Annotated in this window: 29 protein-coding genes; 15 read left to right on the top strand and 14 right to left on the bottom strand. The window is 68.6% G+C overall.

Annotated elements, in window-relative coordinates; all coding sequences use genetic code 11:
- Positions 1 to 93 precede the first annotated feature (93 nt).
- Genes VES41_RS11815 through VES41_RS11805 form a run of 3 tightly spaced genes read left to right on the top strand, consistent with a single transcriptional unit; the run spans position 94 to position 3,495 of the window.
- A complete protein-coding gene (locus VES41_RS11815) occupies positions 94 to 1,071 on the top strand; it encodes a tripartite tricarboxylate transporter substrate binding protein (protein ID WP_324816814.1) in 978 nt (325 codons plus the stop codon).
- A 48-nt stretch (positions 1,072 to 1,119) separates the two neighbouring features.
- Entirely contained in the window at positions 1,120 to 2,031 is a 912-nt protein-coding gene (gene kdgD, locus VES41_RS11810) for a 5-dehydro-4-deoxyglucarate dehydratase (protein ID WP_324816812.1), read from the top strand.
- A gap of 27 nt (positions 2,032 to 2,058) precedes the next feature.
- Complete coding sequence (locus VES41_RS11805) at positions 2,059 to 3,495, top strand: aldehyde dehydrogenase family protein (RefSeq protein ID WP_324816810.1); 1,437 nt, start codon at positions 2,059 to 2,061, stop codon at positions 3,493 to 3,495.
- Positions 3,496 to 3,534: 39 nt separating this feature from the next.
- Here the strand turns inward: VES41_RS11805 and VES41_RS11800 are convergent, their stop codons facing one another.
- A complete protein-coding gene (locus tag VES41_RS11800; RefSeq protein WP_324816807.1) occupies positions 3,535 to 4,497 on the bottom strand; it encodes an AEC family transporter in 963 nt (320 codons plus the stop codon).
- A gap of 50 nt (positions 4,498 to 4,547) precedes the next feature.
- Between VES41_RS11800 and VES41_RS11795 the strand changes: the two genes are divergently transcribed.
- From VES41_RS11795 to VES41_RS11785, 3 genes are all read left to right on the top strand, one after another.
- Positions 4,548 to 5,522, top strand: a complete 975-nt coding sequence (locus tag VES41_RS11795) for a tripartite tricarboxylate transporter substrate binding protein BugE (RefSeq protein WP_324817031.1) — start codon at positions 4,548 to 4,550, stop codon at positions 5,520 to 5,522.
- A 1-nt stretch (position 5,523) separates the two neighbouring features.
- Entirely contained in the window at positions 5,524 to 6,450 is a 927-nt protein-coding gene (gene xerD / locus VES41_RS11790) for a site-specific tyrosine recombinase XerD (protein WP_324816804.1), read from the top strand.
- A gap of 163 nt (positions 6,451 to 6,613) precedes the next feature.
- The gene (locus VES41_RS11785; RefSeq protein WP_324817029.1) at positions 6,614 to 7,582 is read left to right on the top strand and encodes a tripartite tricarboxylate transporter substrate binding protein; all 969 of its coding nucleotides are present in this window, start codon (positions 6,614 to 6,616) and stop codon (positions 7,580 to 7,582) included.
- Positions 7,583 to 7,601: 19 nt separating this feature from the next.
- Here VES41_RS11785 and VES41_RS11780 read toward each other — a convergent pair whose 3' ends face one another.
- Positions 7,602 to 8,420, bottom strand: coding sequence for a ferritin-like domain-containing protein (locus VES41_RS11780; RefSeq protein ID WP_324816802.1), 819 nt, complete (start codon positions 8,418 to 8,420; stop codon positions 7,602 to 7,604).
- Between the two features lie 74 nt (positions 8,421 to 8,494).
- Between VES41_RS11780 and VES41_RS11775 the strand changes: the two genes are divergently transcribed.
- The gene (locus tag VES41_RS11775) at positions 8,495 to 9,019 is read left to right on the top strand and encodes a gamma carbonic anhydrase family protein (RefSeq protein WP_324816799.1); all 525 of its coding nucleotides are present in this window, start codon (positions 8,495 to 8,497) and stop codon (positions 9,017 to 9,019) included.
- A gap of 36 nt (positions 9,020 to 9,055) precedes the next feature.
- Positions 9,056 to 10,057 carry an Hsp33 family molecular chaperone HslO gene (locus tag VES41_RS11770; protein WP_324816797.1) on the top strand — a complete coding sequence of 334 codons (1,002 nt, stop codon included), beginning with the start codon at positions 9,056 to 9,058 and terminating at the stop codon, positions 10,055 to 10,057.
- Between the two features lie 44 nt (positions 10,058 to 10,101).
- Here VES41_RS11770 and VES41_RS11765 read toward each other — a convergent pair whose 3' ends face one another.
- The 6 genes from VES41_RS11765 to VES41_RS11740 form a co-directional block, all read right to left on the bottom strand.
- The gene (locus VES41_RS11765) at positions 10,102 to 10,500 is read right to left on the bottom strand and encodes a hypothetical protein (RefSeq protein ID WP_324816794.1); all 399 of its coding nucleotides are present in this window, start codon (positions 10,498 to 10,500) and stop codon (positions 10,102 to 10,104) included.
- A 160-nt stretch (positions 10,501 to 10,660) separates the two neighbouring features.
- Complete coding sequence (locus VES41_RS11760; protein ID WP_324816791.1) at positions 10,661 to 10,936, bottom strand: septum formation initiator family protein; 276 nt, start codon at positions 10,934 to 10,936, stop codon at positions 10,661 to 10,663.
- Between the two features lie 62 nt (positions 10,937 to 10,998).
- Positions 10,999 to 12,285, bottom strand: a complete 1,287-nt coding sequence (gene eno / locus VES41_RS11755) for a phosphopyruvate hydratase (RefSeq protein ID WP_324816788.1) — start codon at positions 12,283 to 12,285, stop codon at positions 10,999 to 11,001.
- Positions 12,286 to 12,358: 73 nt separating this feature from the next.
- Positions 12,359 to 12,649: a DUF1330 domain-containing protein gene (locus VES41_RS11750; RefSeq protein ID WP_324816786.1), complete on the bottom strand. Its 291-nt coding sequence runs from the start codon at positions 12,647 to 12,649 to the stop codon at positions 12,359 to 12,361.
- A 3-nt stretch (positions 12,650 to 12,652) separates the two neighbouring features.
- Positions 12,653 to 13,510: a 3-deoxy-8-phosphooctulonate synthase gene (gene kdsA, locus VES41_RS11745; RefSeq protein ID WP_324816784.1), complete on the bottom strand. Its 858-nt coding sequence runs from the start codon at positions 13,508 to 13,510 to the stop codon at positions 12,653 to 12,655.
- Positions 13,511 to 13,529: 19 nt separating this feature from the next.
- Positions 13,530 to 15,203, bottom strand: coding sequence for a CTP synthase (locus tag VES41_RS11740; protein ID WP_324816782.1), 1,674 nt, complete (start codon positions 15,201 to 15,203; stop codon positions 13,530 to 13,532).
- A 167-nt stretch (positions 15,204 to 15,370) separates the two neighbouring features.
- Here VES41_RS11740 and coaBC point away from each other — a divergent pair, with 167 nt between their 5' ends.
- The 4 genes from coaBC (at position 15,371) to VES41_RS11720 (ending at position 18,108) form a co-directional block, all read left to right on the top strand.
- Positions 15,371 to 16,585: a bifunctional phosphopantothenoylcysteine decarboxylase/phosphopantothenate--cysteine ligase CoaBC gene (gene coaBC, locus VES41_RS11735; RefSeq protein WP_324816780.1), complete on the top strand. Its 1,215-nt coding sequence runs from the start codon at positions 15,371 to 15,373 to the stop codon at positions 16,583 to 16,585.
- A gap of 27 nt (positions 16,586 to 16,612) precedes the next feature.
- Positions 16,613 to 16,927, top strand: coding sequence for a hypothetical protein (locus VES41_RS11730; protein WP_324816778.1), 315 nt, complete (start codon positions 16,613 to 16,615; stop codon positions 16,925 to 16,927).
- Entirely contained in the window at positions 16,924 to 17,370 is a 447-nt protein-coding gene (gene dut, locus VES41_RS11725; RefSeq protein WP_324816776.1) for a dUTP diphosphatase, read from the top strand. The genes VES41_RS11730 and dut overlap by 4 nt, the downstream gene beginning before the upstream one ends.
- Positions 17,371 to 17,583: 213 nt before the next feature.
- Positions 17,584 to 18,108 carry a glycine zipper 2TM domain-containing protein gene (locus VES41_RS11720; RefSeq protein WP_324816774.1) on the top strand — a complete coding sequence of 175 codons (525 nt, stop codon included), beginning with the start codon at positions 17,584 to 17,586 and terminating at the stop codon, positions 18,106 to 18,108.
- Between the two features lie 18 nt (positions 18,109 to 18,126).
- On the opposite strand, the gene VES41_RS11715 is transcribed toward VES41_RS11720, so the two are convergent.
- Positions 18,127 to 18,651: an FKBP-type peptidyl-prolyl cis-trans isomerase gene (locus tag VES41_RS11715; RefSeq protein WP_324816771.1), complete on the bottom strand. Its 525-nt coding sequence runs from the start codon at positions 18,649 to 18,651 to the stop codon at positions 18,127 to 18,129.
- A gap of 14 nt (positions 18,652 to 18,665) precedes the next feature.
- On the opposite strand from VES41_RS11715, the gene VES41_RS11710 reads away from it, so the two are divergent.
- The 3 genes from VES41_RS11710 to VES41_RS11700 all read left to right on the top strand — a co-directional run bounded on the left by VES41_RS11710 (position 18,666) and on the right by VES41_RS11700 (position 20,760).
- Positions 18,666 to 19,817, top strand: a complete 1,152-nt coding sequence (locus VES41_RS11710) for a cupin domain-containing protein (RefSeq protein WP_324816769.1) — start codon at positions 18,666 to 18,668, stop codon at positions 19,815 to 19,817.
- Entirely contained in the window at positions 19,807 to 20,328 is a 522-nt protein-coding gene (locus tag VES41_RS11705) for a hypothetical protein (protein ID WP_324816767.1), read from the top strand. The genes VES41_RS11710 and VES41_RS11705 overlap by 11 nt, the downstream gene beginning before the upstream one ends.
- Before the next feature lie 138 nt (positions 20,329 to 20,466).
- On the top strand, positions 20,467 to 20,760 hold the full coding sequence (locus VES41_RS11700; RefSeq protein ID WP_324816765.1) for a hypothetical protein: 294 nt from the start codon (positions 20,467 to 20,469) through the stop codon (positions 20,758 to 20,760).
- Between the two features lie 110 nt (positions 20,761 to 20,870).
- Here the strand turns inward: VES41_RS11700 and VES41_RS11695 are convergent, their stop codons facing one another.
- The 5 genes from VES41_RS11695 to VES41_RS11675 all read right to left on the bottom strand — a co-directional run bounded on the left by VES41_RS11695 (position 20,871) and on the right by VES41_RS11675 (position 24,611).
- Positions 20,871 to 21,647 (bottom strand): MBL fold metallo-hydrolase, encoded by a 777-nt coding sequence (locus VES41_RS11695; RefSeq protein WP_324816763.1) that lies wholly within the window; start codon positions 21,645 to 21,647, stop codon positions 20,871 to 20,873.
- A gap of 8 nt (positions 21,648 to 21,655) precedes the next feature.
- The gene (gene bamC, locus VES41_RS11690) at positions 21,656 to 22,756 is read right to left on the bottom strand and encodes an outer membrane protein assembly factor BamC (RefSeq protein ID WP_324816761.1); all 1,101 of its coding nucleotides are present in this window, start codon (positions 22,754 to 22,756) and stop codon (positions 21,656 to 21,658) included.
- A 124-nt stretch (positions 22,757 to 22,880) separates the two neighbouring features.
- Positions 22,881 to 23,813 (bottom strand): 4-hydroxy-tetrahydrodipicolinate synthase, encoded by a 933-nt coding sequence (gene dapA / locus VES41_RS11685; RefSeq protein WP_324816759.1) that lies wholly within the window; start codon positions 23,811 to 23,813, stop codon positions 22,881 to 22,883.
- A gap of 61 nt (positions 23,814 to 23,874) precedes the next feature.
- Positions 23,875 to 24,474: a class I SAM-dependent methyltransferase gene (locus VES41_RS11680; protein WP_324816757.1), complete on the bottom strand. Its 600-nt coding sequence runs from the start codon at positions 24,472 to 24,474 to the stop codon at positions 23,875 to 23,877.
- Positions 24,465 to 24,611 carry a hypothetical protein gene (locus tag VES41_RS11675; protein ID WP_324817045.1) on the bottom strand — a complete coding sequence of 49 codons (147 nt, stop codon included), beginning with the start codon at positions 24,609 to 24,611 and terminating at the stop codon, positions 24,465 to 24,467. Before VES41_RS11675 ends, VES41_RS11680 begins: the two co-directional genes overlap by 10 nt.
- Between the last annotated feature and the right edge of the window lie 13 nt (positions 24,612 to 24,624).

The raw sequence follows: 24,624 nt of genomic DNA, 5'->3' as shown, positions 1-24,624 counted from the left end.
TCATCAGACAACTGACAACTACAAGACTGAGCATGCGCGGGTGAGGGCAGGGCAACGCCGGCCGCACCTTTCTTCCGACCCTTGGAGACAACCATGTCATTGACTCGCAGAAGTCTGCTCATTGCCGGCACCGTCGCCGGCTGCCTGCCGGCCGCCGGCCAGGCGCTGGCCGCCGACGCCTGGCCCAGCAAGCCCATCAAGCTCGTGGTGCCCTATCCGCCGGGTGGGTCGTCGGACATCATTGCCCGCTCCATCAGCCAGCCGCTGTCGGCGGCGTTGGGCCAGTCGGTCATCGTCGAGAACAAGCCCGGGGCCAATGGCAACCTGGGCGCCGACTTCGTTGCCAAGGCCGCGCCGGACGGCTACACGCTGCTGTTGTGCGACGTGGGGGCGCTGGCGATCAGCCCGTCGGTCTACACCAAGCTGTCGTTCGACCCCAGCAAAGACCTGCGCGGCGTGACGATGCTGGCGTATTCGCCGCACCTGCTGGTGGTGCATCCGTCGGTCAAGGCCGGCAACCTGAAGGAATTGGTGGCGCTGTCGAAGACGAGCGATCTCAATTTCGCGGTCACCGCCACCGGCAGCGCGCCGCACCTGGCGGGCGTGGCGCTGCAGCGCGCCGTCGATGCCAGGTGGACCTACGTGCCCTACAAGGGCGGCGTTCAGGCCATCCAGGACACGGTGGGCGGCCAGACGCAGGTGCTGATGAACGGCATGCTGGCCACGCTGCCACACGTGCAGTCCGGCAAGCTCAAGGTCCTGGGCGTATCCAAGGCCACCCGCATGCCGCTGATCGGCGACGTGCCGACCATCGCCGAGCAAGGCGTGCCGGGCTTCGAGTCCGGTACCTGGCAGGGCGTCAAGGCCCCGCGCGGCACGCCCGATGCCGTGGTGCAACGCCTGAACCAGGCCCTGGTCACGGCCATCCGCTCGCCCGACATCCGCTCGCGCCTGGCCGGGCAGGGCGCCGAAGTCGTGACGATGACGCCGGCCGAGGAAGAGCAGTTCTTCAACAAGGAGCGTGCGCGCTGGGCCCAGGTCGTGCGCGCCGCCGACATCCGGCTCGACTGAGCCCCATCCCCATCACAGACCCCTGTCATCCTGAAAACGATCCGAGCAATGAATCCGCAAGAACTCAAGTCCATCATGGGCTCCGGCCTGCTGTCCTTCCCGCTGACCGACTTCGACGGCGAAGGCAACTTCAACCGGGCCGGCTACATCCGCCGGCTGGAGTGGCTCGGCCCTTATGGCGCGAGCGCCTTGTTCGCCGCCGGCGGCACCGGCGAGTTCTTCTCGCTCACCGGCGAGGAATACCCGGACATCATCAAGACCGCGGTCGACACCTGCCGCGGCGTGGTGCCGATCATTGCCGGCGCCGGCGGGCCGACCCGCTTTGCCATCCAGTGCGCGCAGGCGGCCGAGAAGGCCGGCGCCCACGGCATCCTGCTGCTGCCCCACTACCTGACCGAAGCCGGCCAGGAAGGCCTGGCTGCGCACATCGAGGCGGTGTGCCGCAGCGTCAAGTTCGGCGTGATCGTCTACAACCGCGCCAACAGCCGCCTGCTGCCCGACACGCTGGCGCGGCTGGCCGAGCGCAATGCGAACCTGGTGGGCTTCAAGGACGGCGTGGGCGACATCGAGCTGATGAACTCCGTCTACATGAAGATGGGCGAGCGCCTGGCCTACCTCGGCGGCCTGCCGACCGCCGAGGTCTACGCCGCGGCGTACAAGGCGCTGGGCACGCCGGTGTATTCGTCGGCGGTGTTCAACTTCATTCCCCGGACCGCCATGGACTTCTACAAGGCGGTGGCCGCGGACGACCAGGCCACGCAGCACAGGCTGCTGCGCGAATTCTTCATGCCCTACCTGGAGCTGCGCAATCGCATGCCCGGCTACGCCGTGAGCATCGTCAAGGCCGGCGCCAGGCTGGTCGGACACGACGCCGGTCCGGTGCGCCCGCCGCTGACCGACCTCAAGGACGACGAGGTGCAGATGCTCAAGGCGCTGATCGACAAACTCGGCCCGCAATAACCCGGCCTTCAACCAGCAGGTATCGACATGCAGCAGCACGACAACTTCATCGGCGGCGAGTGGCGCAAGGGCCAGCGCTACAGCCCGAACCTGAACCCGTCCGATCTCGGCGACATCATTGCCGAGTACGCGCAGGGCGATGCGGCCGACGTCGAGGCGGCGGTCGCTGCCGCCACGGCGGCCTTCCCGGCCTGGGCAACCGGCAGCGTGCAGGCACGCTCCGATGCGCTCGACAGGATCGGCAACGAGATCCTGGCGCGCAAGGAAGAGCTGGGAACGCTGCTGGCGCGCGAAGAGGGCAAGACCCGCGCCGAAGGCATCGGCGAGGCGACGCGCGCGGGCCACATCTTCAAGTTCTTCGCCGGCGAATGCCTGCGCCTGTCGGGCGAGCTCATGCCGTCGGTGCGGCCCGGCATCGGCATCGAGATCACGCGCGAGCCGGTCGGCGTGGTCGGGCTGATCACGCCGTGGAACTTCCCCATCGCCATTCCGGCGTGGAAGGTCGCGCCGGCACTGGCCTTCGGAAACTGCGTGGTGCTCAAGCCGGCCGACCTGGTGCCCGGCTGCGCCTGGGCGCTGGCCGAGATCATCAGCCGCAGCGGCATCCCGGCAGGCGTGTTCAACCTGGTCATGGGCCGCGGCAGCGTCATCGGCAACGCGCTGGTGCAGCACCCGGGCGTCCATGCAGTCAGCTTCACCGGCTCGGTGGGCGTGGGCCGCGGCATCGCCGTGGAATGCGTCAAGAGCGGCAAGAAGGTTCAGCTGGAGATGGGCGGCAAGAACCCGCAGGTCGTGCTGGACGACGCCGACCTGGCGCAGGCGGTCGAACTGAGCGTGCAGAGCGCCTTCTATTCCACCGGCCAGCGGTGCACCGCGTCCAGCCGGCTGATCGTCACCGAAGGCATCTACCCGAAGTTCATCGAGGCGATGAAGGAGCGCATGGGCCGGATCAAGGTCGGTGACGCGCTGGCGCAGGGCACCGACATCGGCCCGGTGTCCAGCCAGAGCCAGCTGGAGCAGGACCTGGGCTACGTCGAGATCGGGCGGGCTGAAGGCGCCACGCTGGCAATGGGCGGCGAGCGGCTGGCGCTGGGCACCGAAGGCTTCTACATGGCGCCGGCCCTGTTCAGCGAGAGCGCCGCCGGCATGCGCATCAACCGCGAGGAAATCTTCGGGCCGGTCGCCAGCGTGATCCGCGTGAAGAACTACGAAGAGGCGCTGGCGACTGCCAACGACACCGAGTTCGGCCTGTCGGCGGGCATCGCCACCACCAGCCTGAAGTACGCGTCGCATTTCAAGCGCCACAGCCAGGCCGGCATGGTGATGGTCAACCTGCCGACCGCCGGCGTCGACTATCACGTGCCCTTCGGCGGCCGCAAGGGCTCGAGCTACGGGCCGCGCGAGCAAGGGCACTATGCGCAGGAGTTCTTCACCACCGTGAAGACCGCCTACACGCAGGCGTAACGCGCGACGGCGCGTCGTCTGCCGGCGAGCGCGGCGGGCCTATCTGGGCAGCGCCAGCGCGAACGGCAGGCTCAGCGCCCCCAGCAGCGTCGACAGCGTTACCAGGCCGGCAACGAACGGGCCGTTGTAGCCCATGCGCGCGGCCAGCACGTAGGCGCTGGAGGCGGTGGGTACGGCCGAAAAGGCCATCAGCACCGCGCCCTGCGCCGCATCCAGCCGGAGGGCGTGGACCAGGCCCCAGGCCACCAGCGGCAGTACCAGGTGGCGGATCGACAGCACGGCCACCGCCAGCGCCTTGCCGCGCCCGAGCATGGCGAACTGCATGCCTGCGCCGGCCGCCATCAGGCCCAGCGCCAGCGATGCGCCGCCGATGCGCGTCAGCGTCGGCTGCAGCCAGGTCGGCACGGTCAGGCCCAGCACGTTGGCCAGCAGGCCCGAGGCGGTAGCGATGATCAGCGGGTTGCGCACCAGCTGGCGCACGAAGCCGGTCTGCGCATGGCGCGCCATCGGCCACACCGACGCCACATTGAGCAACGGCACGCACACGCCGATCAGCACGGCGATCAACAGCAGCCCCTGGGCGCCGGCCAGCCGTTCGGCGAGCGTCAGGCAGATGAAGGAATTGAAGCGGAACGCCACCTGGACGCTGGCGGCATGGTCGCTGCGGTCGATGTGCCGGCGCAGCCAGGGCAGCCACGGCAGGCTGTACGACAGGCCGATGCCCGCCAGGCTCATCAGCACGCCGGCGCCCAGCAGGCTCGACGTGGCGCCGAAATCGAGCGGGCTGCGCACGATGGAATGAAAAAGCAGTACCGGAAACAGAAAGTAGTAGACCAGGCTTTCCACCTGGTCCCACACCCGGCGGTCCAGCGCGGTGTATCGGCACAAGGCCCAGCCACAGGCAATGAGGGAAAAGTCGGGAAAGAGAAGCTGCGCAAAGTTCACATTCCGAGCATAAGGGTGTCCGGGTATTGCCGAAGCGGGGGCGCGTGCCGCTAGCATTCGAGCTCCGCTTCACAGCCTTTTACATTTTGAGGAACTGTTTGAACATGATGCAACGCCGCAAGTTGACCGCTCTCGCCGCAGGTGCCTTCCTGTTGGCCGCCGCCGGAACCAGCCTGGCCCAGGGCTATCCCAACAAGCCGATCGAACTGCAGGTGCCATTTGCGCCCGGCGGCACCACCGACATCGTTGCCCGCGTCATCTCCGAGCCGTTGGCAAAGGCACTCGGCCAGCCCGTGGTGGTGGTCAACAAGGCCGGCGGCGGTGGCATCGTGGGCGCGAACGAGACCGCCAAGGCTGCGCCGGACGGCTACAAGCTGGGTGTGGCCACGGTGTCGAGCACGGCTGCCAACCCGGCCATCAACCCGAAGGTGCCGTACGACCCGGTGAGCGACTTCACCCCGATCATCAACCTGGCGGCCACGCCGAACGTGATCGCGGTCAACCCGAACTTCCCGGCCAAGAACTACGCGGAGTTCGTCGCCGAGCTCAAGCGCCACCCGGGCAAATACTCGTACGGCAGCTCGGGCACGGGTGGCATCGGGCACCTGCTGATGGAGCTGTACAAGAGCCTGTCGGACACCTACGTCACGCACATCCCGTATCGCGGCGCCGGCCCGGCGCTCAACGACACCGTGGCCGGCCAGGTCCCGATGATCTTCGACAACCTGCCGTCGGCGCTGCCCTTCATCCAGGCCGGCCGCCTGGTGCCGATCGTCGTGGCCGCGCCGCAGCGCCTGAAGGAACTGCCCAACGTGCCGACGTTCAAGGAGGTGGGCCTGGAGCCGGTGAACCGGATGGCGTACTACGGCATCCTCGGCCCGAAGGGCATGCCCAAGGACGTGGTCGACAAGATCAGCGCCGCCGCCCGGCAGGCCCTGGCCGATCCGGCCACGCGCAAGCGCATCGAGGAGACCGGTTCGCTGATCGTCGGCAATACGCCGGACGAGTTCGCCGCGCAGATCAAGGCCGAGTACGCCGTCTACAAGCAGGTGGTGGCCAAGCAGAAGCTGAGCATCGAGTGACGTGAGCCGCTCGGCCGCCGTCCGCAGCCCGGGCGCGCCGGACACGCCCGAGATCGACGCGTTCGTCGACGCGCTGTGGCTCGAGCATGGCCTGTCGAGCAACACGCTGGCGGCCTATCGGCGCGACCTGGCGCTGCTCGCGCACTGGCTGCGCGAACAGCGCGGCGCCGGCCTCGACGCCGCGCGCGAGCACGACCTGCAGGCCTACATGGGCGCGCGGCTTGCGCAGAAGGGCAAGGCCACCTCGGCCAACCGGCGCCTGACCGTGTTCAAGCGCTACTTCCGGTGGGCGCTGCGCGAGCAGCGCATCGCCGCCGACCCGACGCTGCGGCTGGTGCCTGCGCGCCAGGCGCTTCGGGTGCCCAAGACGCTGACCGAACGCCAGGTCGAGCAGTTGCTGGCCGCGCCCGACCTGGCCACGCCGCTGGGCCTGCGCGACCGCGCCATGCTCGAGCTGATGTACGCCAGCGGCCTGCGCGTGAGTGAACTGGTGACGCTCAAGACTTTCGAGCTGAGCCTGGCCGACGGCGTGCTGCGGGTGACCGGCAAGGGCGGCAAGGAGCGGCTGGTGCCATTCGGCGCCGAGGCCCGGCGCTGGATCGACCGCTACCTGCGCGAGGCGCGCGCGGAGATTCTCGCCGGCCAGCAGACGTCCGACCTGTTCGTGACCGCGCGCGGTGCCGGCATGACCCGCGTGATGTTCTGGATGATCGTCAAGAAGCACGCGCTCGCCGCGGGCGTGCAGGCGCCGCTGTCGCCGCACACCCTGCGCCACGCCTTTGCCACGCACCTGCTCAACCATGGCGCCGATCTGCGTGCCGTGCAGATGCTCCTGGGGCATGCCGATATCTCCACCACCACCATCTACACCCACGTCGCGCGCGAGCGGCTGCGCCAGTTGCATGCGCAGCACCACCCGAGGGGGTGACTTGGTCCATCCCTTCGACGGGGCGCCATCTGCGGCCCGGCAAAAGCCGGTTCCGCGTTGGCCCCGAACCGGCTGCGCTGCGCTTGCCGGAAAATATCGCCCTGAGTGATTGATACGAGAAGAGAAGGAGCGAGTCTTGATTCATAACGATTTCGCCGGCGGGATGTCCCGCCGGCGCTTTGCGGGCGGGGCGATTGCCGCCGCGGCGCTGTGGAGCGCGGGCGCTCGGGCGCAGGCCCTGCCGAAGACGCTGCGCATCATCGTGGCCTATCCCACCGGCGGTGTCAGCGACGTCGTCGCCCGGGCGCTGGGCGACAAGCTGGCCCTGCAGACCGGCATGGCGGTGGTGGTGGAGAACAAGGCCGGCGCCAGCGGCACCATCGGCATGGATGCGGTGGCCAAGGCGCCGGCGGACGGCAGCGTGATCGGCTTCTCGGCCGTCAGCCCGCTGTCGCTCAATCCGTTCCTGCATGCGTCGCCGTTCGATCCGGACAAGGACATCGCGCCGGTCGTCGACGTCATGGTCTCGCCGGTGCTCATCCTGGCGACTCCGGCGGCCAGGAGCCGCGACTTCGCCGGCCTGATGCAGGAAGCCAAGGCAGCGCCTGGCGCCATCCGCTGGGCCACGTCGGGCCAGGCGTCGCTCGGGCACATCATGCTCGAGCAGTTGCGTGCGCAGACCGGGGTGGACATCACGCACGTGCCGTACAAGGGCGGCGGCCAGCAGATGAACGACGCGCTGGGCGGCCAGTTCGAGATCCTGTCCACCAATGCCGGACCGACGCTGACGCCGCACATCCGCACCGGCCGGCTGCGTCCGCTCGCGGTGGGGGCGCCGTCGCGCCTGCCGAGCCTGCCGGACGTGCCCACCCTGGCGGAGCTGGGCTACGCATCGGCCAACCTGTCGTCGCGGTTCGGCATCTTCGCGCCGGCCGGCGTGCCGGAAGTACTGCTCGCCCGCTACAACGTGGAGTTCAACAAGGCCCTGGCCAGCGAAGAGATCGTCGCCAAGCTCAAGGCCACGGACAACGAGCCGGTGGGCGGCAGTGCCGCCGAGTTCGTGCGGGACATCGCGCGAGAGCGCGAGGCGAACGGACGCATCATCCGCGCCGCCGGCATCAAGGCCGAATAGCGCGCCGCAGGCGTGCGCTTCAGCGCGGGGCGGCGGCGTCGTCCAGCGCGCGCAGTTCGCCCGCGCTGAAGCCGGCGCGGCGCCGCGCTTCGTGGTTGAAGGGCGGCTTCAGGCGCGGCGCCTCGTAGCGCGCCACCAGTTGCGGATAGAGCGCCTCCGGGTCTTGGCCGGCGCGCGCGCACAGCCAGCGATACCAATGGTTGCCGATCGCCACGTGACCGACCTCGTCGCGCAGGATGACGTCGAGGATGGCCACGGCCGCATGCGCGTCCGGGGTGTCTACCCGGCGCAGCTTGGCCTGGATGAGCGGCGTGGCGTCCAGGCCGCGCGCTTCGAGCGTGCGCGGCACCAGCGCCATGCGGGCCAGCACGTCTCCGGCCGTCTTCTCGCACATGGTCCACAGACCGTCATGACCGGGGAAGTCGCCGTAGCGGTGTTCCAGCGACAGCAGGTGCGCATGCAGCAGCGCGAAGTGCCCGGCTTCCTCGGCGGCCACGCGCAGCCAGTCCTGGTAGTACGCGGGCGGCATGCCGTCGAAGCGCCACAACGCATCCAGCGCCAGGTTGATGGCGTTGAACTCGATGTGGCAGATGGAATGCACCAGCGCGGCACGGCCCTCGGCGGTGAAGGGCGAGCGGCGCGGCACGGCCGTGGCGCCCACACGCTCCGGGCGTTCGGGCCGGCCGGGAACGCCGGCCTCGTCGCCGGGCACGCGCACCGCAGCGCCGTCGCCCAGGCGGGCCGGGTCTGCGCTGTCCGCGAGGGCGCGCGTGGCGGCGATCTTCCGGTCGGGGTCGGTCAGGCGCAAGGCCTCCAGGGCGCGCAGACGAGGGTGCATCCCTACAATTCTAGGTAAGCGCCCGCCCACCTGCGGCGGGCAGACCTCAAACCAGAACGAAAAGGACGTCCCCGATGGCCGTTTATGAACTCGACGGCATGGCGCCGCAACTGGACGAGGGCGCCTGGGTCGCCGACAGCGCGCAGGTGATCGGCAATGTGCACCTCGGCCAGGACGCCAGCGTCTGGTTCGGCGTGGTGGTGCGCGGCGACAACGAGCTCATGCGCATCGGCCGCGCCACCAACATCCAGGATCTGTCGGCCCTGCACTCCGACGCCGGCGTGCCGCTGACCATCGGCGAATATGTGACGGTCGGGCATTCCGTGACCCTGCATGGCTGCACCATCGGCGACAACTCGCTGATCGGAATCGGCGCGGTGGTCTTGAACAAGGCCCGCATCGGCCGCAATTGCATCGTCGGCAGCGGCAGCGTGGTGACCGAGGGCAAGGAGTTCCCGGACAACTCGCTGATCATCGGCGCACCGGCCAAGGTCGTGCGAACCCTGGACGACGCGGCGGTCGAGCGCCTGCGCGCCAATGCCGAACACTACATCCGCAACAGCCAGCGATTCGCCAAGGGCCTGCGCCGGATTGGTTGACAGAAAACGCCGGTGCGCCGGCAAGGACACTTCGACTTGAGCGAACTTCACAAATTCCTGTTCGACGGCCTGCCGGTGCGCGGCATGATCGTGCGCCTGACCGATACCTGGCAGGAGATCCTGGCGCGCCGTGCCTCCAACACCGCGACCGGCGCCTATCCGCAGCCGGTGGCAGAGCTGCTCGGCGAGATGACCGCGGCGGCTGCGCTGATGCAGTCCAACATCAAGTTCCAGGGCTCGCTCATCCTGCAGGTCTTCGGCGACGGTCCGGTACGTGTTGCCGTGGCCGAAGCGCGGCCCGACCTGAGCCTGCGCGCCACCGCCAGCGTGGCCGAAGCGGTGGCGGACGGCAGCGGCCTGCAGGAGATGATCAACGCAAGGCACAAGGGTCGCTGCGCCATCACGCTGGAGCCGGCCGAGCGCCAGCCGGGCCAGCAGCCCTACCAGGGCGTGGTGCCGCTGGTGGATGGGCAGCAGCGCCCGCTGGCCGACATGGCCGAGGTGCTCGAGCACTACATGCGCCAGAGCGAGCAACTCGAGACCACGCTGGTGCTGGCCGCCAACGACAAGGTGGCCGCCGGCCTGCTGATCCAGCGGCTTCCCCTCGAGGGCGCCGGCAACCTCGGAGCGCAGGGCGCGCCGGCGTCGCACGGCATCGCGCTGGAGGCGAACCACGATCCCGACGAGGACTATCGCCGCATCTCGATCCTGTCCAAGAGCCTGACCCGCGAGGAATTGCTCAGCCTCGACGTGGAGACCGTCCTGCGCCGCCTGTTCTGGGAGGAAAAGCTCCTGCGCTTCCCCCCGCAGACCGGCATGCTCGGCCCGCACTTTCGCTGCACGTGCAGCCGCGAGCGGGTGGCCCAGATGATCCGGGGACTCGGCGTGCAGGAGGCCGAAGGGATCCTCGCCGAGCGCGGCGACGTCGAGGTCGGCTGCGACTTCTGCGGCAAGCAGTACCGTTTCGACCCGGTCGACGTGGCCCAGATCTTCACCGCCCCGGGCGACCAGCTGCCCGGCAGCCAGACGGTCCAGTAAGCCGCCGGCTCCGGCGGCGCGATGATGCGGCCGGAACGCGCGCGTCAGCTGCTGGCGTCGCGCCCGGCGAGCAGGTCGCGAAACAGCCGGTGCTCGCATTCGGGGTCGGAGCACTTCTCGCATCGCCAGGCCGCCGCACTGCGCTCGGGTGCGGCGTCCGTCCCGGCCAGCGGAAGCCCCGCCAAAGGCGCCAGCAGCGCCCAGGCGGCTGTGGTCTGCTGCGTCGCGTCGCCGTGGAGCACTGAATAGCCCAGCCCTTCGCGCTGTAGTAAGCCGCGCCAATGCGCGTCCTCCACGCCGCCACCGAGAAGCAGGTGCAGCAAGGCCCTGTCGCCTGGTGTCGCCAGCACCGAGTCCAGCACCGCGACGGCTACGCCGGCTGCCAGCGCCCGCTCGCGCAGCGCCCGTCCCAGCGCCGCACGCCGCCGGGCATCGCCGCTCATCAGCACAACAGTAAGTACACCGGCCATGAAAGATGCGCCCAACACCCGGCAAGCGAAGCGAAGCCCGTTCGGGACCATCGCGGAACCGGCTCAGCCGGGCCGCAGATGGTGCCCCCTGAAAGGGGGGTGGCGGACCTGCGAAGCAGGGTAGCCTGGGGGTTTACTTCGTCGTCTGGACGAACACCTCGTTGGGCTTGACCATGCCCAACTCGGTCCGGGCGCGTTCCTCGACCATTTCCAGGCCTTCCTGCAGATCGCGTACCTCGGATTCCAGCCGCGCGTTGGCGGCGGCGGCTTTGGCATTGGCGGCGATCGCCGCGTCTGCTTCGGCGCGCTGGCGCGCCACGTCAGGGATGCTGCCGCGTCCGCTCCACAACTGGTATTGCAGGATGACGAGCAGCACCACCATGACGATCGGAACGATGCGCGAGCGCATGAAGTGGCCGGTTCTGCGCGAAGTGCGGTCGGTGGTGTACTGCTGCTACAGGTCCGCGCCGTTCAGCGCAGGTTGTAGAAAGCCGCGCGGCCGGGGTAGCTGGCGACGTCGCCCAGGTCTTCCTCGATGCGAAGCAGCTGGTTGTACTTCGCCATGCGGTCCGAGCGCGACAGCGAGCCGGTCTTGATCTGGCAGGCATTGGTGCCCACGGCGATGTCGGCGATGGTGCTGTCCTCGGTCTCGCCCGAGCGGTGGCTGATGACGGCCGTGTAGCCGGCGCGCTTGGCCATCTCGATGGCGGCGAAGGTCTCGGTCAGGGTGCCGATCTGGTTGATCTTGATCAGGATCGAGTTGGCGATGCCCTTGTCGATGCCTTCCTTCAGGATCTTGGTGTTGGTGACGAACAGGTCGTCGCCCACCAGCTGCACCTTCTTGCCCAGGCGGTCGGTGAGCAGCTTCCAGCCGTCCCAGTCGCCCTCGTGCATGCCGTCCTCGATGCTGATGATCGGATACTTGTCGCACCACGTGGCCAGCATGTCGGCCCAGCCGGCGGCCTCGAGCTGCAGGCCGCCTTCGCCGGCCAGCACGTACTTGCCGTCCTTGTAGAACTCGCTGGCGGCGCAGTCCAGGCCCAGCGCGATCTGCTCGCCGGCCACGTAGCCAGCCTTGTCGATGGCTTCCAGGATGAGCTGGATGGCCGCCTCGTGGCTTTCCACGTTCGGCGCGAAGCCGCCTTCGTCGCCCACCGCCGTGGGCATGCCGCGCCCGTCGATGATCTTCTTGAGCGCGTGGAACACCTCGGCGCCATAGCGCAGGGCCTCGCGGAAGCTGGTAGCACCGACCGGCAGGATCATGAATTCCTGCAGGTCGAGGCTGTTGTTGGCATGCGCGCCGCCGTTGATGACGTTCATCATCGGCACCGGCATCTGCATGCCGCCCATGCCGCCGAAGTAGCGGTACAGCGGCAGGCCCGATTCCTCGGCAGCGGCGCGTGCCACCGCCATCGACACGGCCAACATGGCGTTGGCGCCCAGGCGGCTCTTGTTGTCGGTGCCGTCGAGATCGCACAGGGTGCGGTCCAGGAAGGCCTGCTCCGAAGCGTCCAGACCCAGCACGGCCTCGGAGATCTCGGTGTTGACGTGTTCGACGGCCTTGAGCACGCCCTTGCCGAGGTAGCGGCCCTTGTCGCCGTCGCGCAGCTCGATGGCCTCGCGCGAGCCGGTGGAGGCGCCCGAGGGCACGGCGGCCCGGCCCATGGTGCCCGATTCCAGCAGCACGTCGCACTCGACGGTTGGGTTGCCGCGGCTGTCCAGGATTTCGCGTCCGACGATGTCTACGATTGCGCTCATGGTCTGTTTGGATGTGTGACGAAGTTGATGTTGGTAAACGCGACGCGGGCCACGTTCGACGACAGGCGCGGGCTCAGAGCCCTTCGACCGCCACCATGCGCATGACGGCGGCACCGGCACGGGCTTCGCGCGCCTTGTGGTATTCGGGCGTCTCGTAGAAGGCCTTGGCCGCCTCGAAGCTCGGGAACTTGAGCACCACCAGGCGCGAGGGCGTCCAGTCGCCTTCCAATACCTGCACCTGGCCGCCGCGCACGCACACCTCGGCGCCGTGGGCCTTCATGGCCTCGCTGGACCACTTCTTGTACTCCTCGTACTGGGTGGGGTTGGTGACTTCTACGTGGGCGATGACGTATCCGCTTGCCATGGTTCAGGCTCCGAAGTTGTTTTCCAGGAATGGGTTCTTCTTGGCGACTGCGTCGAGCGCGACGAGCGTCTCGAGCAGCGCCTTCATGTGCTTGAGCGGCACGGCATTGGGGCCGTCCGACAGCGCCTTGGCCGGGTCGGGGTGCGTTTCCATGAACAGGCCGGCAACGCCGACCGCCACCGCGGCGCGCGAGAGCACCGGCACCATTTCGCGCTGGCCGCCCGAGCTGGTGCCCTGGCCGCCGGGCAACTGCACCGAGTGCGTGGCATCGAACACCACCGGCGCACCGGTCTCGCGCATGATGGCCAGGCTGCGCATGTCCGACACCAGGTTGTTGTAGCCGAAGCTGGCGCCGCGTTCGCAGGCCATGAAGACGTCGTCGGGCAGACCTTTCTCGCGTGCGGCGTCGCGCGCCTTGTCGATGACGTTCTTCATCTCGTGCGGCGAGAGGAATTGCCCCTTCTTGATGTTCACCGGCTTGCCCGACTGCGCCGCGGCGCGGATGAAGTCGGTCTGGCGGCACAGGAAGGCTGGCGTCTGCAGCACGTCGACCACTTTCGCGGCCTCGGTGATGTCGTCCTCGTTGTGCACGTCGGTCAGCACCGGCAGGCCCAGTTCGCGCTTGACGGTGGCCAGGATCTCCAGGCCCTTGTCGCGCCCCGGCCCGCGAAAGCTCGTGCCGGAACTGCGGTTGGCCTTGTCGAAGCTGCTCTTGAAGATGAAGGGAATGCCCAGGCTCGCGGTGATTTCCTTGAGCGTGCCGGCGGTGTCCATCTGCAGCTGCTCGGACTCCACCACGCAGGGACCGGCGATCAGGAAGAAAGGCCTGTCGAGGCCGACGTCGAATCCGGTCAGTTTCATGCTGGCTCCTTGGCTGGCCTCAGGCGACGACCTTGAGTGGCTGCTTGTTCTCGGCCTTCTGGTGCACCAGCGCCGCCGAGACGAAGGCGTTGAACAGCGGATGGCCGCTCCAGGGCGTCGATTTGAACTCTGGGTGGAACTGCACGCCCATGTACCAGGGATGCACCTCGCGCGGCAGCTCGACGATCTCGGTCAGCTGTTCGCGCTGGGTCAGCGCAGAGATCACCAGTCCGGCCTGGCGCAGCTGGTCGAGGTAGTTGACGTTGGCCTCGTAGCGGTGGCGGTGGCGCTCGGTGACCACGTCGCCATAGATGCTGTGCGCCAGCGTGCCGGGCTGCACGTCGGAGCTTTGCGCGCCCAGGCGCATGGTGCCGCCGAGGTCGGACTGCGCGGTGCGCGTCTTGATGCTGCCGTCGGCGTCCTTCCACTCGGTGATCAGGGCGATGACGGGGCAGGGCGTGCTGGCGTCGAACTCGGTGCTGTTGGCGTCCTTCAGGCCGGCCACGTTGCGCGCGTATTCGATGGTGGCCACCTGCATGCCCAGGCAGATGCCCAGGTAGGGGATCTTGTGCTCTCGTGCGTAGCGCGCCGCGCAGATCTTGCCTTCCACGCCGCGCTGTCCGAAGCCGCCGGGCACCAGGATGGCGTCGTACTTGGACAGGCGCGTGACGTTGTCCGGCTCGATCGTCTCGGAATCGATGTACTCGATCTTGACCCGCGCATGGTTCTTCATGCCGGCGTGGCGCAGCGCCTCGTTGAGCGACTTGTAGCTGTCCGACAGGTCGACGTATTTGCCGACCATGGCGATGCAGACCTCGTGCTGCGGGTGCTCGACCTCGTACACCAGGTCGTCCCAGCGCTTGAGCTTGGCCGGCGGCGTGTTGATGCGCAGCTTGTCGCAGATGAGCCCGTCGAGCCCCTGCTCGTGCAGCATGCGCGGCACCTTGTAGATGGTGTCCACGTCCCACATCGAGATGACGCCCCACTCAGGAACGTTGGAGAACAGCGAGATCTTGGCGCGCTCCTCGTCGGGAATCGGGCGGTCGGCGCGGCACAGCAGGGCGTCGGCCTGGATGCCGATCTCGCGCAGTTTCTGCGCCGTGTGCTGGGTCGGCTTGGTCTTGAGTTCGCCGGCCGCGGCAATCCAGGGCAGGTAGCTCAGGTGGACGAAGGCGGCCTGGTTCGGCCCCAGGCGCAGGCTCATCTGGCGCACCGCCTCGAGGAAGGGCAGCGACTCGATGTCGCCCACGGTGCCGCCGATCTCGACGATGGCCACGTCCACTTCGTGCGGCGTGCCGATGCCGGCGCCGCGCTTGACGTATTCCTGGATCTCGTTGGTGATGTGCGGGATCACCTGCACGGTCTTGCCGAGATAGTCGCCGCGCCGTTCCTTCTCCAGCACCGACTTGTAGATCTGGCCGGTGGTGAAGTTGTTCGACTTGCGCATGCGCGTCGTGATGAAGCGCTCGTAGTGGCCCAGGTCGAGGTCGGTCTCGGCACCGTCGTCGGTCACGAACACTTCGCCGTGCTGGAACGGCGACATGGTTCCCGGATCGACGTTGATGTACGGATCGAGCTTGATGAGGGTGACTTGGAGGCCGCGGGACTCGAGCAGTGCCGCGAGGGAAGCGGAGGCGATTCCCTTGCCGAGGGAGGACACCACACCGCCGGTGACGAAGACGAATTTGGTCATGCCAGTACCGAATGCCATTGATTCGGGCAGTGGGAAATTGAAATTATAGGGGTTCGCCCCAGGCCGGTGCCCCGCCGCGCCCGTATGGCCCCCACACGGCGCGGCCCATGTTGCAGCCACGCGCCGCCGCCGGCACGTCGACGGCGGGCCTCTTACACTTGCCAACCATGCAAGATCTGGCGGGCAAACACATCGTCCTGGGCCTCACGGGTGGCGTGGCCTGCTACAAGTCGGCCGAACTGTGCCGCCTGATGGTCAAGGCCGGCGCCACCGTGCAGGTGGTCATGACCGAGGGCGCGGCGCAGTTCATCACGCCGGTGACCATGCAGGCGCTCTCTGGCCGGCCGGTCTACCTCTCGCAGTGGGACACCCGAGAGGCAAACAACATGCCGCACATCAACCTCAGCCGCGAGGCCGACGCGATCGTGCTGGCGCCGGCCAGCGCCGATTTCATCGCCCGGCTGGTGCAGGGCCGTTCGGACGAACTGCTGAGCCTGATGTGCCTGGCGCGGCCGATCGAGCGCGTGCCGCTGCTCGTCGCGCCCGCCATGAACCGCGAGATGTGGGCCCATCCGGCCACGCAGCGCAACCTGCAGCAGGTGGCTGCGGACGGCGCGCACGTGCTGGGCGTGGGCAAGGGCTGGCAGGCCTGCGGCGAGACCGGAGACGGCCGCATGCTCGAGCCGGCCGAGCTGATGGAGGACATCGTCGCCTTCTTCCAGCCGAAGGCGCTGGCGGGGCGGCACGTGCTGGTGACGGCTGGCCCCACCTTCGAGGCGCTGGACCCGATCCGCGGCATCACCAACCACTCGTCCGGCAAGATGGGCTTTTCCATTGCCCGGGCTGCGCGAGAAGCGGGTGCGCGCGTGACGCTGGTGGCCGGGCCGGTCCATCTGCCCACGCCGCGCGGCGTCGACCGGATCGACGTGCAGTCGGCGCAGCAGATGCTGGCCGCCTGCGAGGCCGCCGCAGGCGACGCCGACATCTTCGTGGCCACGGCGGCGGTGGCCGACTGGCGGCCCGCCAGCCACAGCGACCAGAAGATCAAGAAGGACGGCAGCGGTCGAGCGCCGACGCTGGAGTTCGTCGAGAACCCCGACATCCTGTTCACCCTGGCGCAATCGGCTCGCGCCCGAAGCGGTGCGCTGTTCTGCGTGGGGTTCGCCGCCGAAAGCGAGAACCTGGTGGCGCATGCGAAGGCCAAGCGCGAGCGCAAGGGCATCCCGCTGCTGGTGGGCAACATCGGCCCGCTGACCTTCGGCCTGGACGACAACGCGCTGCTGCTGGTGGATGCGGCGGGCGTGCGTGAACTGCCGCGCGCGCCCAAGCAGACGCTGGCACGCGAACTGGTGGCCGAGATCGCGGCGCGTCTGGCAGCCTGATCCCGGAAAACTGCGCTGGAACTCGCCATGAATCCGAACTGGAACACGCCGCCGGGTGGCGACTTCGTCGCCTACGTCGAGCGTCTTACCGCGCGCACCGCGCGTCAGGTGTTCGCGCCTGCGCCGCAGCGCGCCGCCGGCTTCGACGGCGACGCCGACGAATCGCCTGCGGCGCAGGCGCTGCCGGCGGTTCGCGACGACGGCGAACCGCAGCCGATGCTTTCCCCAGGACAATTGCCGCCCGACAAACCCTTCACACGCGGCCTGACGGCCGCGCTCGGCGCGCTGAGGGAATCCCTTGAACGCAGCGCCCGCAACGCGAAACATCCCAGGAAAACATGAAAGTCGACGTCCGCATCCTCGATCCGCGCATGCAGGATCAGCTGCCCGCGTATGCCACGCCCGGGAGCGCCGGCCTGGACCTGCGCGCCTGCCTGGACGCGCCGGTCACGCTCGAGCCGAACGGCTGGCAACTGGTCGGCACCGGCATTGCGATTCACCTGGCCGATCCGGGCTACGCCGCCCTCATCCTGCCGCGCTCCGGTCTCGGCCACAAGCACGGCATCGTGCTGGGCAACCTCGTCGGCCTCATCGACAGCGACTACCAGGGCGAATTGAAAGTCAGCGCCTGGAACCGCAGCAACGTGCCCTTCGTGCTGCAACCCATGGAACGGCTGGCGCAACTGGTCATCGTGCCGGTGGTGCAGGCCAGCTTCAACGTGGTGTCCGAATTTCCGCCCAGCGCGCGCGGCCAGGGCGGCTACGGGTCGACCGGCAAGCACTGACCACGGCGCTTTCCGCCGCTCCCTTGGCGGCACGCCTGCTTTTGGCCTGCCAGGCAATTTGTTTCGGCTGTTTCCGCGAGGTAAAGGCCGGAACCGGGCGATTCACCCTGTGCTCCAAACGAGCGGGGTGTGCGTTGTATACCTTGCACGGGTGCGGGCAAAGGCGTACGGCATGAGGCCCGCCCCCAGCCATCCCGCGAGGAACAGACCAACATGAACAGCAAATTGCTCCGAATCGGCCGTCTCGGCCTTGGCATGGCGGCGCTGGCAGCCCTGGGCGCCTGCGTTGCGCCTCCCCAGTACTACCAGACGACCGCGTATCCCTACCAGCCGGTCTACCAGGCCGCGCCGTATCCCGCGCAGTCGCCCTACGTCAGCTACGGCCGCGTGGTCAACATCGAGGTGATCCAGACCCAGAGTTCCGGCGCACCCCCCAGCGGGGCCGGCGCGGTGATCGGCGGCCTGGCCGGGGGCCTTCTGGGCAACCAGATCGGCCACGGCGGAGGACGTGCCGCCGCCACGCTCGCAGGCGCCTTTGGTGGCGCCATCCTGGGCAACACGGTCGAATCGAACAACAACGCGCCGCGCGTGTACCAGAACTATCGCGTCTCGGTGCAGACGGATGATGGCGGCTATCGCGCATTCGACGTGCCCAGCCCGGGCGACCTGCGCATCGGCGACCGCGTGCGCATCGACGGCAACGGGCAGATCTCGCGAGCAGGCGAGGCGCGCGGCTGAGCCCTGACGGCCAGCGCGTCAGTGCAGCGTGTCGTTGCCCGGCAGCACGGCCTGCACCTTGAAGAAGCCGGAGCCGGTGGTGCCGCCGCCGACTTCCTGCTCAGTTGCCTCGCGCACCGCTTCCACCTTCAGCGCCAGCCGCAAGGCGATACCCGCCAGCGGATGGTTGCCGTCCAGCACGACGTGTTCCGGATAGATCTCGGTGACGGTGTAGAACCGGTCGACCGGCATGTCCTTGCTGACGCCCTGGGGCAAGGCGCTGCCGTCGAAGGTCATGCCTTCTTCCAGTTCCTTTGGGAACAGGCTGCGCGCCTCGAGGAACACGAGGTCTTCGTCGTAGTCGCCGAAGGCCTGCTCGGGCTCCAGGTGCAGTTGTACCTGCGCGCCGGGCTCGTGGCCCTGCAGCGCATCTTCGATGGCAGCCAGCAGGTCGTTGCCGCCCACCAGGAATTCCACCGGTTCGTCCAGCACGTCGAGCACTTCGCCGAGCGTGTCGCGCAGCGTCCAGGTCAGCGCGACCACGCAATGTCTTGAGATTTCCATACGAGAATTCTCCCATGGACATACAAACACCCCTGGCGCTGCTGGGCGGGCTCAGCCCGCAGCAGTTCATGCGTCGCCACTGGCAGAAAAAGCCGCTGCTGGTGCGCGCGGCCGTGCCGCACATGGTGCCACCGATCTCGCGCGCGCAGTTGTTCGACCTTGCCGGGCAGGAGGGTGTCGAGTCGCGCCTGATCCGCCGCATCGCCGCTGCGCCTGGCTGGTCGCTGCGCCACGGGCCGCTGGGGCGCCGGCAGCTGCCGCCGGTGTCGCAGCCGGGCTGGACATTGCTGGTGCAGGGCGTGGACCTGCACGACGACGGGGTGCATTCGCTGCTGCGCCAGTTCCGCTTCCTGCCCGATGCCCGGCTGGACGACCTGATGATCAGCTACGCGAGCGACCAGGGCGGGGTCGGCCCGCATTTCGACAGCTACGACGTGTTCCTGCTGCAGGCGGCCGGGCGCCGCCGCTGGTCCTTCGGCCGCCAGCCCGGGGCGCGTCTGCGGGAGGGTCTTCCGCTCAAGATCATCGAAGGCTTCGCGCCGGAGCAGAGTTTCGTGCTGGAAGCCGGCGACATGCTGTACCTGCCGCCGGGCTATGCCCACGACGGCGTGGCCGAGGGTGCCGACTGCATGACGTATTCGATCGGCCTGCGTTCGCCTGCGCGCGCCGCGTTGGGTGCGGACATCCTGGCCCGTGTGGCCGAGGCGCATGCCGAGGAACTGGCGGACGGAGCGGGCGGCGCCGACGTCCATTACCGCGACCCTGGCCAGCAGGCCGTCGCGTCGCCCGGGGCCATTCCGCCCGAGTTGCAGGCCTTCGCGCAGGAGGCGGTCGCCCGCGCGCTTCGCGATCCTCGCTCGGTCGAGCGGGCCTTGGGCGAGGCCATGACCGAGCCCAAGCCCAACGTGTGGTTCGACCTTGAAACGCCGGTGCCGGAAACCGACTGGCAGCATCTCGCGCTCGATCGGCGCACGCGCATGCTGTATGACGCGCGCCATGTCTACATCAATGGCGAGAGCTTTCGCGCCGGTGGCCGCGACGCCACGCTGATGCGCCGGCTGGCCGACCGCCGCGAACTCGACGCCCGCCAGCTTGCGGCGGTCAGCGACGAGGCGCGCGACCTGTTGCGCGACTGGTGCGATGCCGGATGGGCCCATGCCCGCTGAAGCGCCGCCGCCGCCGGCGGCCCACGCCCTGCGCCTGCCGCACGGGCCGTTCCGCGGGCCGCAGGCATTTGCGCAATGCATCCGGGATGCCACCCAGGCAGCCGCCGAGGCGGGCTGGCGCGAGATGGTCTGGAGCGATCCCGACTTCGCGGATTGGCCACTGGGCGAGCGCAGCGTGGCCGACGCGTTGCAGCGCTGGGCCGCGTCCGGACGGCAGCTCGTGCTGCTGGCGCGCGACTACGGGGTGTTCGAGCGGCATCACGTGCGCTTCGTGCATTGGCGGCGCATGTGGTCGCACATCGTCGAGGCAAGAATCTGCAAGGGCCCGGGGCGGCCCGAAGTGCCGAGCGCGATCTGGACCGCGACCTGGTGCTTGCGCCGGCTCGACGTCGAACATTGCCACGGGGCCAGCAGCGAAGATCCGCTCGCGCGGCGCCAACTGCGCGAAGCCATCGACGAGTGCGTGCGGCAGAGCCGGCCGGGATTCCCGGTGACCACGCTCGGGCTCTGACCGGAAGCGAGCCCACACTTTGATACACGCATGGGGATGCCGAACCCCAGAATTCGGGCGTCCCGCCGCGCGTTGTGTCACATCGCCGAGACGGCGGGCGTTTCGATCAACCCGATTTCCGTCCAAGGAGAAGAATCCGTGCTGAACAAAAGCAACACCACCTGGATCGCCGCCGTCATTGCCGCTGCCGCGTTGACGGCCTGCGGCAAGGAACAGCCCACGCCGACAACCGCGCCGGCCCCCGCTCCGGCCGCGGTGCCGGCCCCCGCACCGGCGCCGGCACCGGAGGTGACGCCGGCGCCCGCTGCGCCGGCGTCAGGTTCAATGGCTCCGGCGCCGAGCGGCGCGGCGACGGACCCGGCGCTGGACGCGGCCAACAAGGCCACCGAGGCCGCACGCAAGGCCGCGCAGGACGCACAGAAGAAGCAGTGAGACAGGCGCGGCCCGTGCGGCCGCGCCACGCGTTCGCGCAATCCAACCCAGGGCCGCCGCAAGCGGCCTTTTTTTGTCGGATAGCCGACGATGAAAATTGCGTTATTGGGTTACAGGTCGAGCCACGGCGTGCCCTCGGCCGCACTTGCGGTGAGCATGTCGTCGGCCCGGGCGCCCAGCACCCCGGCCAGCGCCTCGCGCACGATCTCGGGCCGGTTGTTCTGTTCGCTCAGGTGGGCGGCCACCAGGTGGCGCATGCCCGCGTGCCTGAGCGCCATGGCAATGGCCACCGCGGCCGCGTTCGACAAGTGGCCCCAATCGCCGCCGACGCGCCGCTTGAGGGAGTGGGGGTAGCTCGACCCGGCCAGCAGATCGACGTCGTGGTTGAACTCGAGCAGCAGCGCGTCCAGTCCTGACAACTGCTGCAGAACGTGCGGCGTGGCATGCCCGAGGTCGGTCAGAAGGCCGAGATGGCGCGCCCCGTCGCTGCAGCGCAGTTGCAGCGGCTCGCGTGCGTCGTGCGGAACGGTGAAGGGCGACAGGCGCAACGCCCCGATCTCGATGGCCTGGCCGTCGCGCGCGAAATGCAGGCGATCGGCATAGTCGCGCTCGCCGGTGGCACGCCAGGTGCCTTCGCTCATCCAGACCGGCACGCCGTGGCGCCGCGAGAAGCCATGGGCACAGCCGACGTGATCGCCGTGCTCATGCGTGACGAACACCGCGTCGATATCCGCCGGCGCCAGGCCACCGCGGGCCAGCCGTTCCTCGAGCTGCTTCAGGCCGAAGCCGCAATCGACCAGCACGCGCGTGACGCACGTGCCGTCGCGCGCCTCGACCAGCGTGGCGTTGCCTGCGCTGCCGCTGCCGAGGCTGCGAAAGCGCAGCATCCCCTGGCCTACTTCAGGTCGTCGGCGATGACCTGGACGATCTTCTTGGCATTGTCCGAGCCGTCGGGTGCGCCCTGCTCGTTCTGCACCGTGACCGTGCTGACGTTGCCCTGGCCCTTGACCACCACGCGCAGCTTGAGCGGCTTGGTGTCGGAACTGGCCGAGCCCAGCGAGATGATCTTGGCCCAGGTGCTCGGTTCCTTGCGGTCCGGCGGCACGTAGCGCACGAAGTAGGTGCCGGCGGCACGGTCACGGTCTTCCACCGTGAAGCCGGTCCGGTCGAGCGTCAGGCCGACGATGCGCCATGCACGGTCGAAGTCCTCGTTGACCTGCACGGCCGGCAGGCCGTCCACCGTCGTCACGGTGGCGCGTCGCGGCTGCACCTGGGCGCCGGTGGAGGCGGTCATCGCCTTGGACTGCTCCTGCGACACGCCGAGCTTGACCATCATGCGGCGCATGAACTCGACTTCCAGCGCGGGATCGGCCGGACGCGGCTGCCAGACCGTCTGGTCCTTGGTGCTGTTGGAGTAGACCTCCTCCATGCCGCGGTGCGTCACGTAGATCTCGGTGCCGCCGCTGGGCGTGCGCTCGAGCCGGGTGCGGAAGCGGTCGAGTTCACCGGTCGAGTAGACCGAATCGATCAGCTTGCCGAGCGTGGAGCGGATGATGTCCTGCGGCAGCTTGGCGCGGTTCTCGGCCCAGTCGGTTTCCATGATGCCGAGGTCGCGCTGGTCGGTGGTGAGCAGGAAGCCGTTTTCCTGCCAGAAGTCGCGGATCGAATCCCACAACTGGTCCGGCGCGCGGTTGACCACGAGCCAGCGCTGCGTGCCGGAGCGTTCCATGCGGACGTCGCCCGCCGACTGGATGGCGGTCGGCGCGCCCGGCGCGTTGGCCTGGCCGGCGCGAAGGGCATTGGCCGAGACCGGCCCGTTGCCGGGAATGGCGTAGCGGTTGTCGCGCGTCAGTTGCGTCAGGTCCGGCGGCACGTCCAATGAGGGTGCCTTGCCGGAACTCTTGTAGTCGATTTTGTCGCTTTCCAGCGCGGAGCAGGCCGCAAGGCTTGCGGCGAGAACCAGCAGGACGAGGCGCGAAGGGGTTTTCAAGATCATTTTCCTGGGACAGAGATGTCGCTCGATTCAATGTCGGCATTGCCGGGCCGGCGCGCAGGCTTGGGACGGACGCACTGGAGCACCGCGCCCGACCGATCGACAGGCAACACGCGGGCGCAACCGGTCAGTCCTTGAGCAGGCCGCACTGGCGCAACGCTGCTTCGACCACCGGGCGAGCCTCTTGCGCCAGTTCGGTCAGCGGCAGGCGCATGGCGCCGCCGCACAGGCCGAGGCGCGACATGGCCCACTTCACCGGGATGGGATTGGGTTCTACGAACAGATGGCGATGCAGGGGCAGAAGTTCCATCTGGATCTGCATGGCGCGCCGCGCGTCGCCCGCAATGGCCGCGACGCACAGCTCGTGCATCTTGCGCGGCGCGACGTTCGCGGTGACGCTGATGTTGCCCTGGCCGCCGCACAGCATCAGGGCGACCGCCGTCGGATCGTCGCCGGAATAGACGGCGAAGTCCGCCGGCTTCTCGCGGATGAGCCACTGGGCCCGCTCGATGTTGCCCGTGGCTTCCTTGATGCCGATGATGCCGGGCACCTGCGCCAGCCGCATGACGGTGTCGTGCGCCATGTCGGCCACGGTTCGGCCGGGCACGTTGTACAGCACCATCGGCAGGTCGCCCACCGCCTCGGCGATGGCCTTGAAGTGGCGGTACTGGCCTTCCTGCGTTGGCTTGTTGTAGTAGGGCACCACCTGCAGTTGCGAGTCGGCGCCCACGTCCTTGGCGTAGCGGGCCAGTTCTATCGCTTCGCGCGTGGAGTTGGCGCCGCAGCCGGCCATGATGGGCACGCGCTTGTGCGTGTGCTTTCGGGCCTGCTCGACCGAGACGCGGATGATCTCGCGATGTTCCTCGACGTCGACGGTGGGCGATTCGCCCGTGGTGCCGACGACGCCCAGGCAATCGGTGCCTTCCTCGATGTGCCAGTCGATCAGCCGGCGCAGGGCCGGGTAGTCGACGCTGCCATCATCGTGCATGGGCGTCACGAGTGCGACGATGCTGCCTGTCAGTTGCTGCAAGGGAGGTCCCTTTTGGACAAAAGTCCGCATTTTACCGATGGGAGGCGGAGACTGGCGATCTCTTCGTCCCCGGGGCGCCCGGGCGCCCCGCTCAGCGCTCCAGCGGATGGCGCACCGGCGCCGCGGTGGCATCCGCCGGCGCGGCGCGGACGGCGGCGATGCGCTGGACGAACCGCTCGTCGGGAACGTCGAGAAAACCGTCCTCGTAGGCCACCACGCGCAGGTCGGCGCAGGCGCGCAGCAATTCGCCGGGCTGCAGCAGGAACTCGGCGCGGCAGGGCTTGCCCACGGTCTCGTTGCCTTGCGCGAACGTCTCGTACAGCAGGACGCCGCCTGGCGCCACCGCGGCCACGATGTCGGGCAGGCGGGCGCGCCACAGGTAGTTGGTCACGACGACGACGTCGAAGGTGCGCCCCTCGAAGGGCCAGGGGCCGTCCTCGATGTCCGCCTGCACGATCTCGGCGCCATGCTCCGCCAGCGGCGCCGCACTGGCGATGGCCTCGGGTGATCGGTCGACGCCGACCACGCGCAGGCCGTGGCGGTGGAACCAGTACAGGTGCCGGCCGGGCCCGCAGGCGACATCGAGCACGGTGCCGCCCGTAGGCGCCAGGTGGCTCCAGCGCACGATCCAGGAGGAGGGGGGATACAGCGGCCGGGGCGGCCTCGGCCGCTCGTGCGGCGTCAGAAGCATGACCAGATCTGGTCGATCAGCGTGACCAGGAAGGCCGGCCGCGCGTACAGCACGAAGGTGCCGACCAGCGCAGCCAGCGCCGCCGCCATCCAGGCGGCACGTTCGAGTCGGGGGTGCGGGTGGTTCGTCTCGGACATGCGGCGATGGTAC

It is taken from the genome of Variovorax sp. (assembly GCF_035634955.1).
Taxonomy (GTDB): Bacteria; Pseudomonadota; Gammaproteobacteria; order Burkholderiales; family Burkholderiaceae_C; genus Variovorax.
This window is presented reverse-complemented; position numbering and strand designations above follow the sequence as displayed.

Bases quoted from the DNA above. Each gene is read 5' to 3' on its own strand.
- VES41_RS11710 (WP_324816769.1), top strand. From the start codon at position 18,666: ATGGACATACAAACACCCCTGGCGCTGCTGGGCGGGCTCAGCCCGCAG.
- VES41_RS11775 (WP_324816799.1), top strand. From the start codon at position 8,495: ATGGCCGTTTATGAACTCGACGGCATGGCGCCGCAACTGGACGAGGGC.
- VES41_RS11780 (WP_324816802.1), bottom strand. From the start codon at position 8,420: ATGCACCCTCGTCTGCGCGCCCTGGAGGCCTTGCGCCTGACCGACCCC.
- VES41_RS11715 (WP_324816771.1), bottom strand. From the start codon at position 18,651: ATGGAAATCTCAAGACATTGCGTGGTCGCGCTGACCTGGACGCTGCGC.
- kdgD (WP_324816812.1), top strand. From the start codon at position 1,120: ATGAATCCGCAAGAACTCAAGTCCATCATGGGCTCCGGCCTGCTGTCC.
- VES41_RS11785 (WP_324817029.1), top strand. From the start codon at position 6,614: ATGTCCCGCCGGCGCTTTGCGGGCGGGGCGATTGCCGCCGCGGCGCTG.
- VES41_RS11815 (WP_324816814.1), top strand. From the start codon at position 94: ATGTCATTGACTCGCAGAAGTCTGCTCATTGCCGGCACCGTCGCCGGC.
- VES41_RS11740 (WP_324816782.1), bottom strand. From the start codon at position 15,203: ATGACCAAATTCGTCTTCGTCACCGGCGGTGTGGTGTCCTCCCTCGGC.
- VES41_RS11705 (WP_324816767.1), top strand. From the start codon at position 19,807: ATGCCCGCTGAAGCGCCGCCGCCGCCGGCGGCCCACGCCCTGCGCCTG.
- VES41_RS11765 (WP_324816794.1), bottom strand. From the start codon at position 10,500: ATGAGCGGCGATGCCCGGCGGCGTGCGGCGCTGGGACGGGCGCTGCGC.
- dut (WP_324816776.1), top strand. From the start codon at position 16,924: ATGAAAGTCGACGTCCGCATCCTCGATCCGCGCATGCAGGATCAGCTG.
- VES41_RS11730 (WP_324816778.1), top strand. From the start codon at position 16,613: ATGAATCCGAACTGGAACACGCCGCCGGGTGGCGACTTCGTCGCCTAC.
- VES41_RS11750 (WP_324816786.1), bottom strand. From the start codon at position 12,649: ATGGCAAGCGGATACGTCATCGCCCACGTAGAAGTCACCAACCCCACC.
- coaBC (WP_324816780.1), top strand. From the start codon at position 15,371: ATGCAAGATCTGGCGGGCAAACACATCGTCCTGGGCCTCACGGGTGGC.
- VES41_RS11695 (WP_324816763.1), bottom strand. From the start codon at position 21,647: ATGCTGCGCTTTCGCAGCCTCGGCAGCGGCAGCGCAGGCAACGCCACG.
- bamC (WP_324816761.1), bottom strand. From the start codon at position 22,756: ATGATCTTGAAAACCCCTTCGCGCCTCGTCCTGCTGGTTCTCGCCGCA.
- VES41_RS11680 (WP_324816757.1), bottom strand. From the start codon at position 24,474: ATGCTTCTGACGCCGCACGAGCGGCCGAGGCCGCCCCGGCCGCTGTAT.
- VES41_RS11720 (WP_324816774.1), top strand. From the start codon at position 17,584: ATGAACAGCAAATTGCTCCGAATCGGCCGTCTCGGCCTTGGCATGGCG.
- VES41_RS11795 (WP_324817031.1), top strand. From the start codon at position 4,548: ATGCAACGCCGCAAGTTGACCGCTCTCGCCGCAGGTGCCTTCCTGTTG.
- eno (WP_324816788.1), bottom strand. From the start codon at position 12,285: ATGAGCGCAATCGTAGACATCGTCGGACGCGAAATCCTGGACAGCCGC.
- VES41_RS11760 (WP_324816791.1), bottom strand. From the start codon at position 10,936: ATGCGCTCGCGCATCGTTCCGATCGTCATGGTGGTGCTGCTCGTCATC.
- VES41_RS11800 (WP_324816807.1), bottom strand. From the start codon at position 4,497: ATGCTAGCGGCACGCGCCCCCGCTTCGGCAATACCCGGACACCCTTAT.
- VES41_RS11805 (WP_324816810.1), top strand. From the start codon at position 2,059: ATGCAGCAGCACGACAACTTCATCGGCGGCGAGTGGCGCAAGGGCCAG.
- VES41_RS11675 (WP_324817045.1), bottom strand. From the start codon at position 24,611: ATGTCCGAGACGAACCACCCGCACCCCCGACTCGAACGTGCCGCCTGG.
- dapA (WP_324816759.1), bottom strand. From the start codon at position 23,813: ATGCGGACTTTTGTCCAAAAGGGACCTCCCTTGCAGCAACTGACAGGC.
- kdsA (WP_324816784.1), bottom strand. From the start codon at position 13,510: ATGAAACTGACCGGATTCGACGTCGGCCTCGACAGGCCTTTCTTCCTG.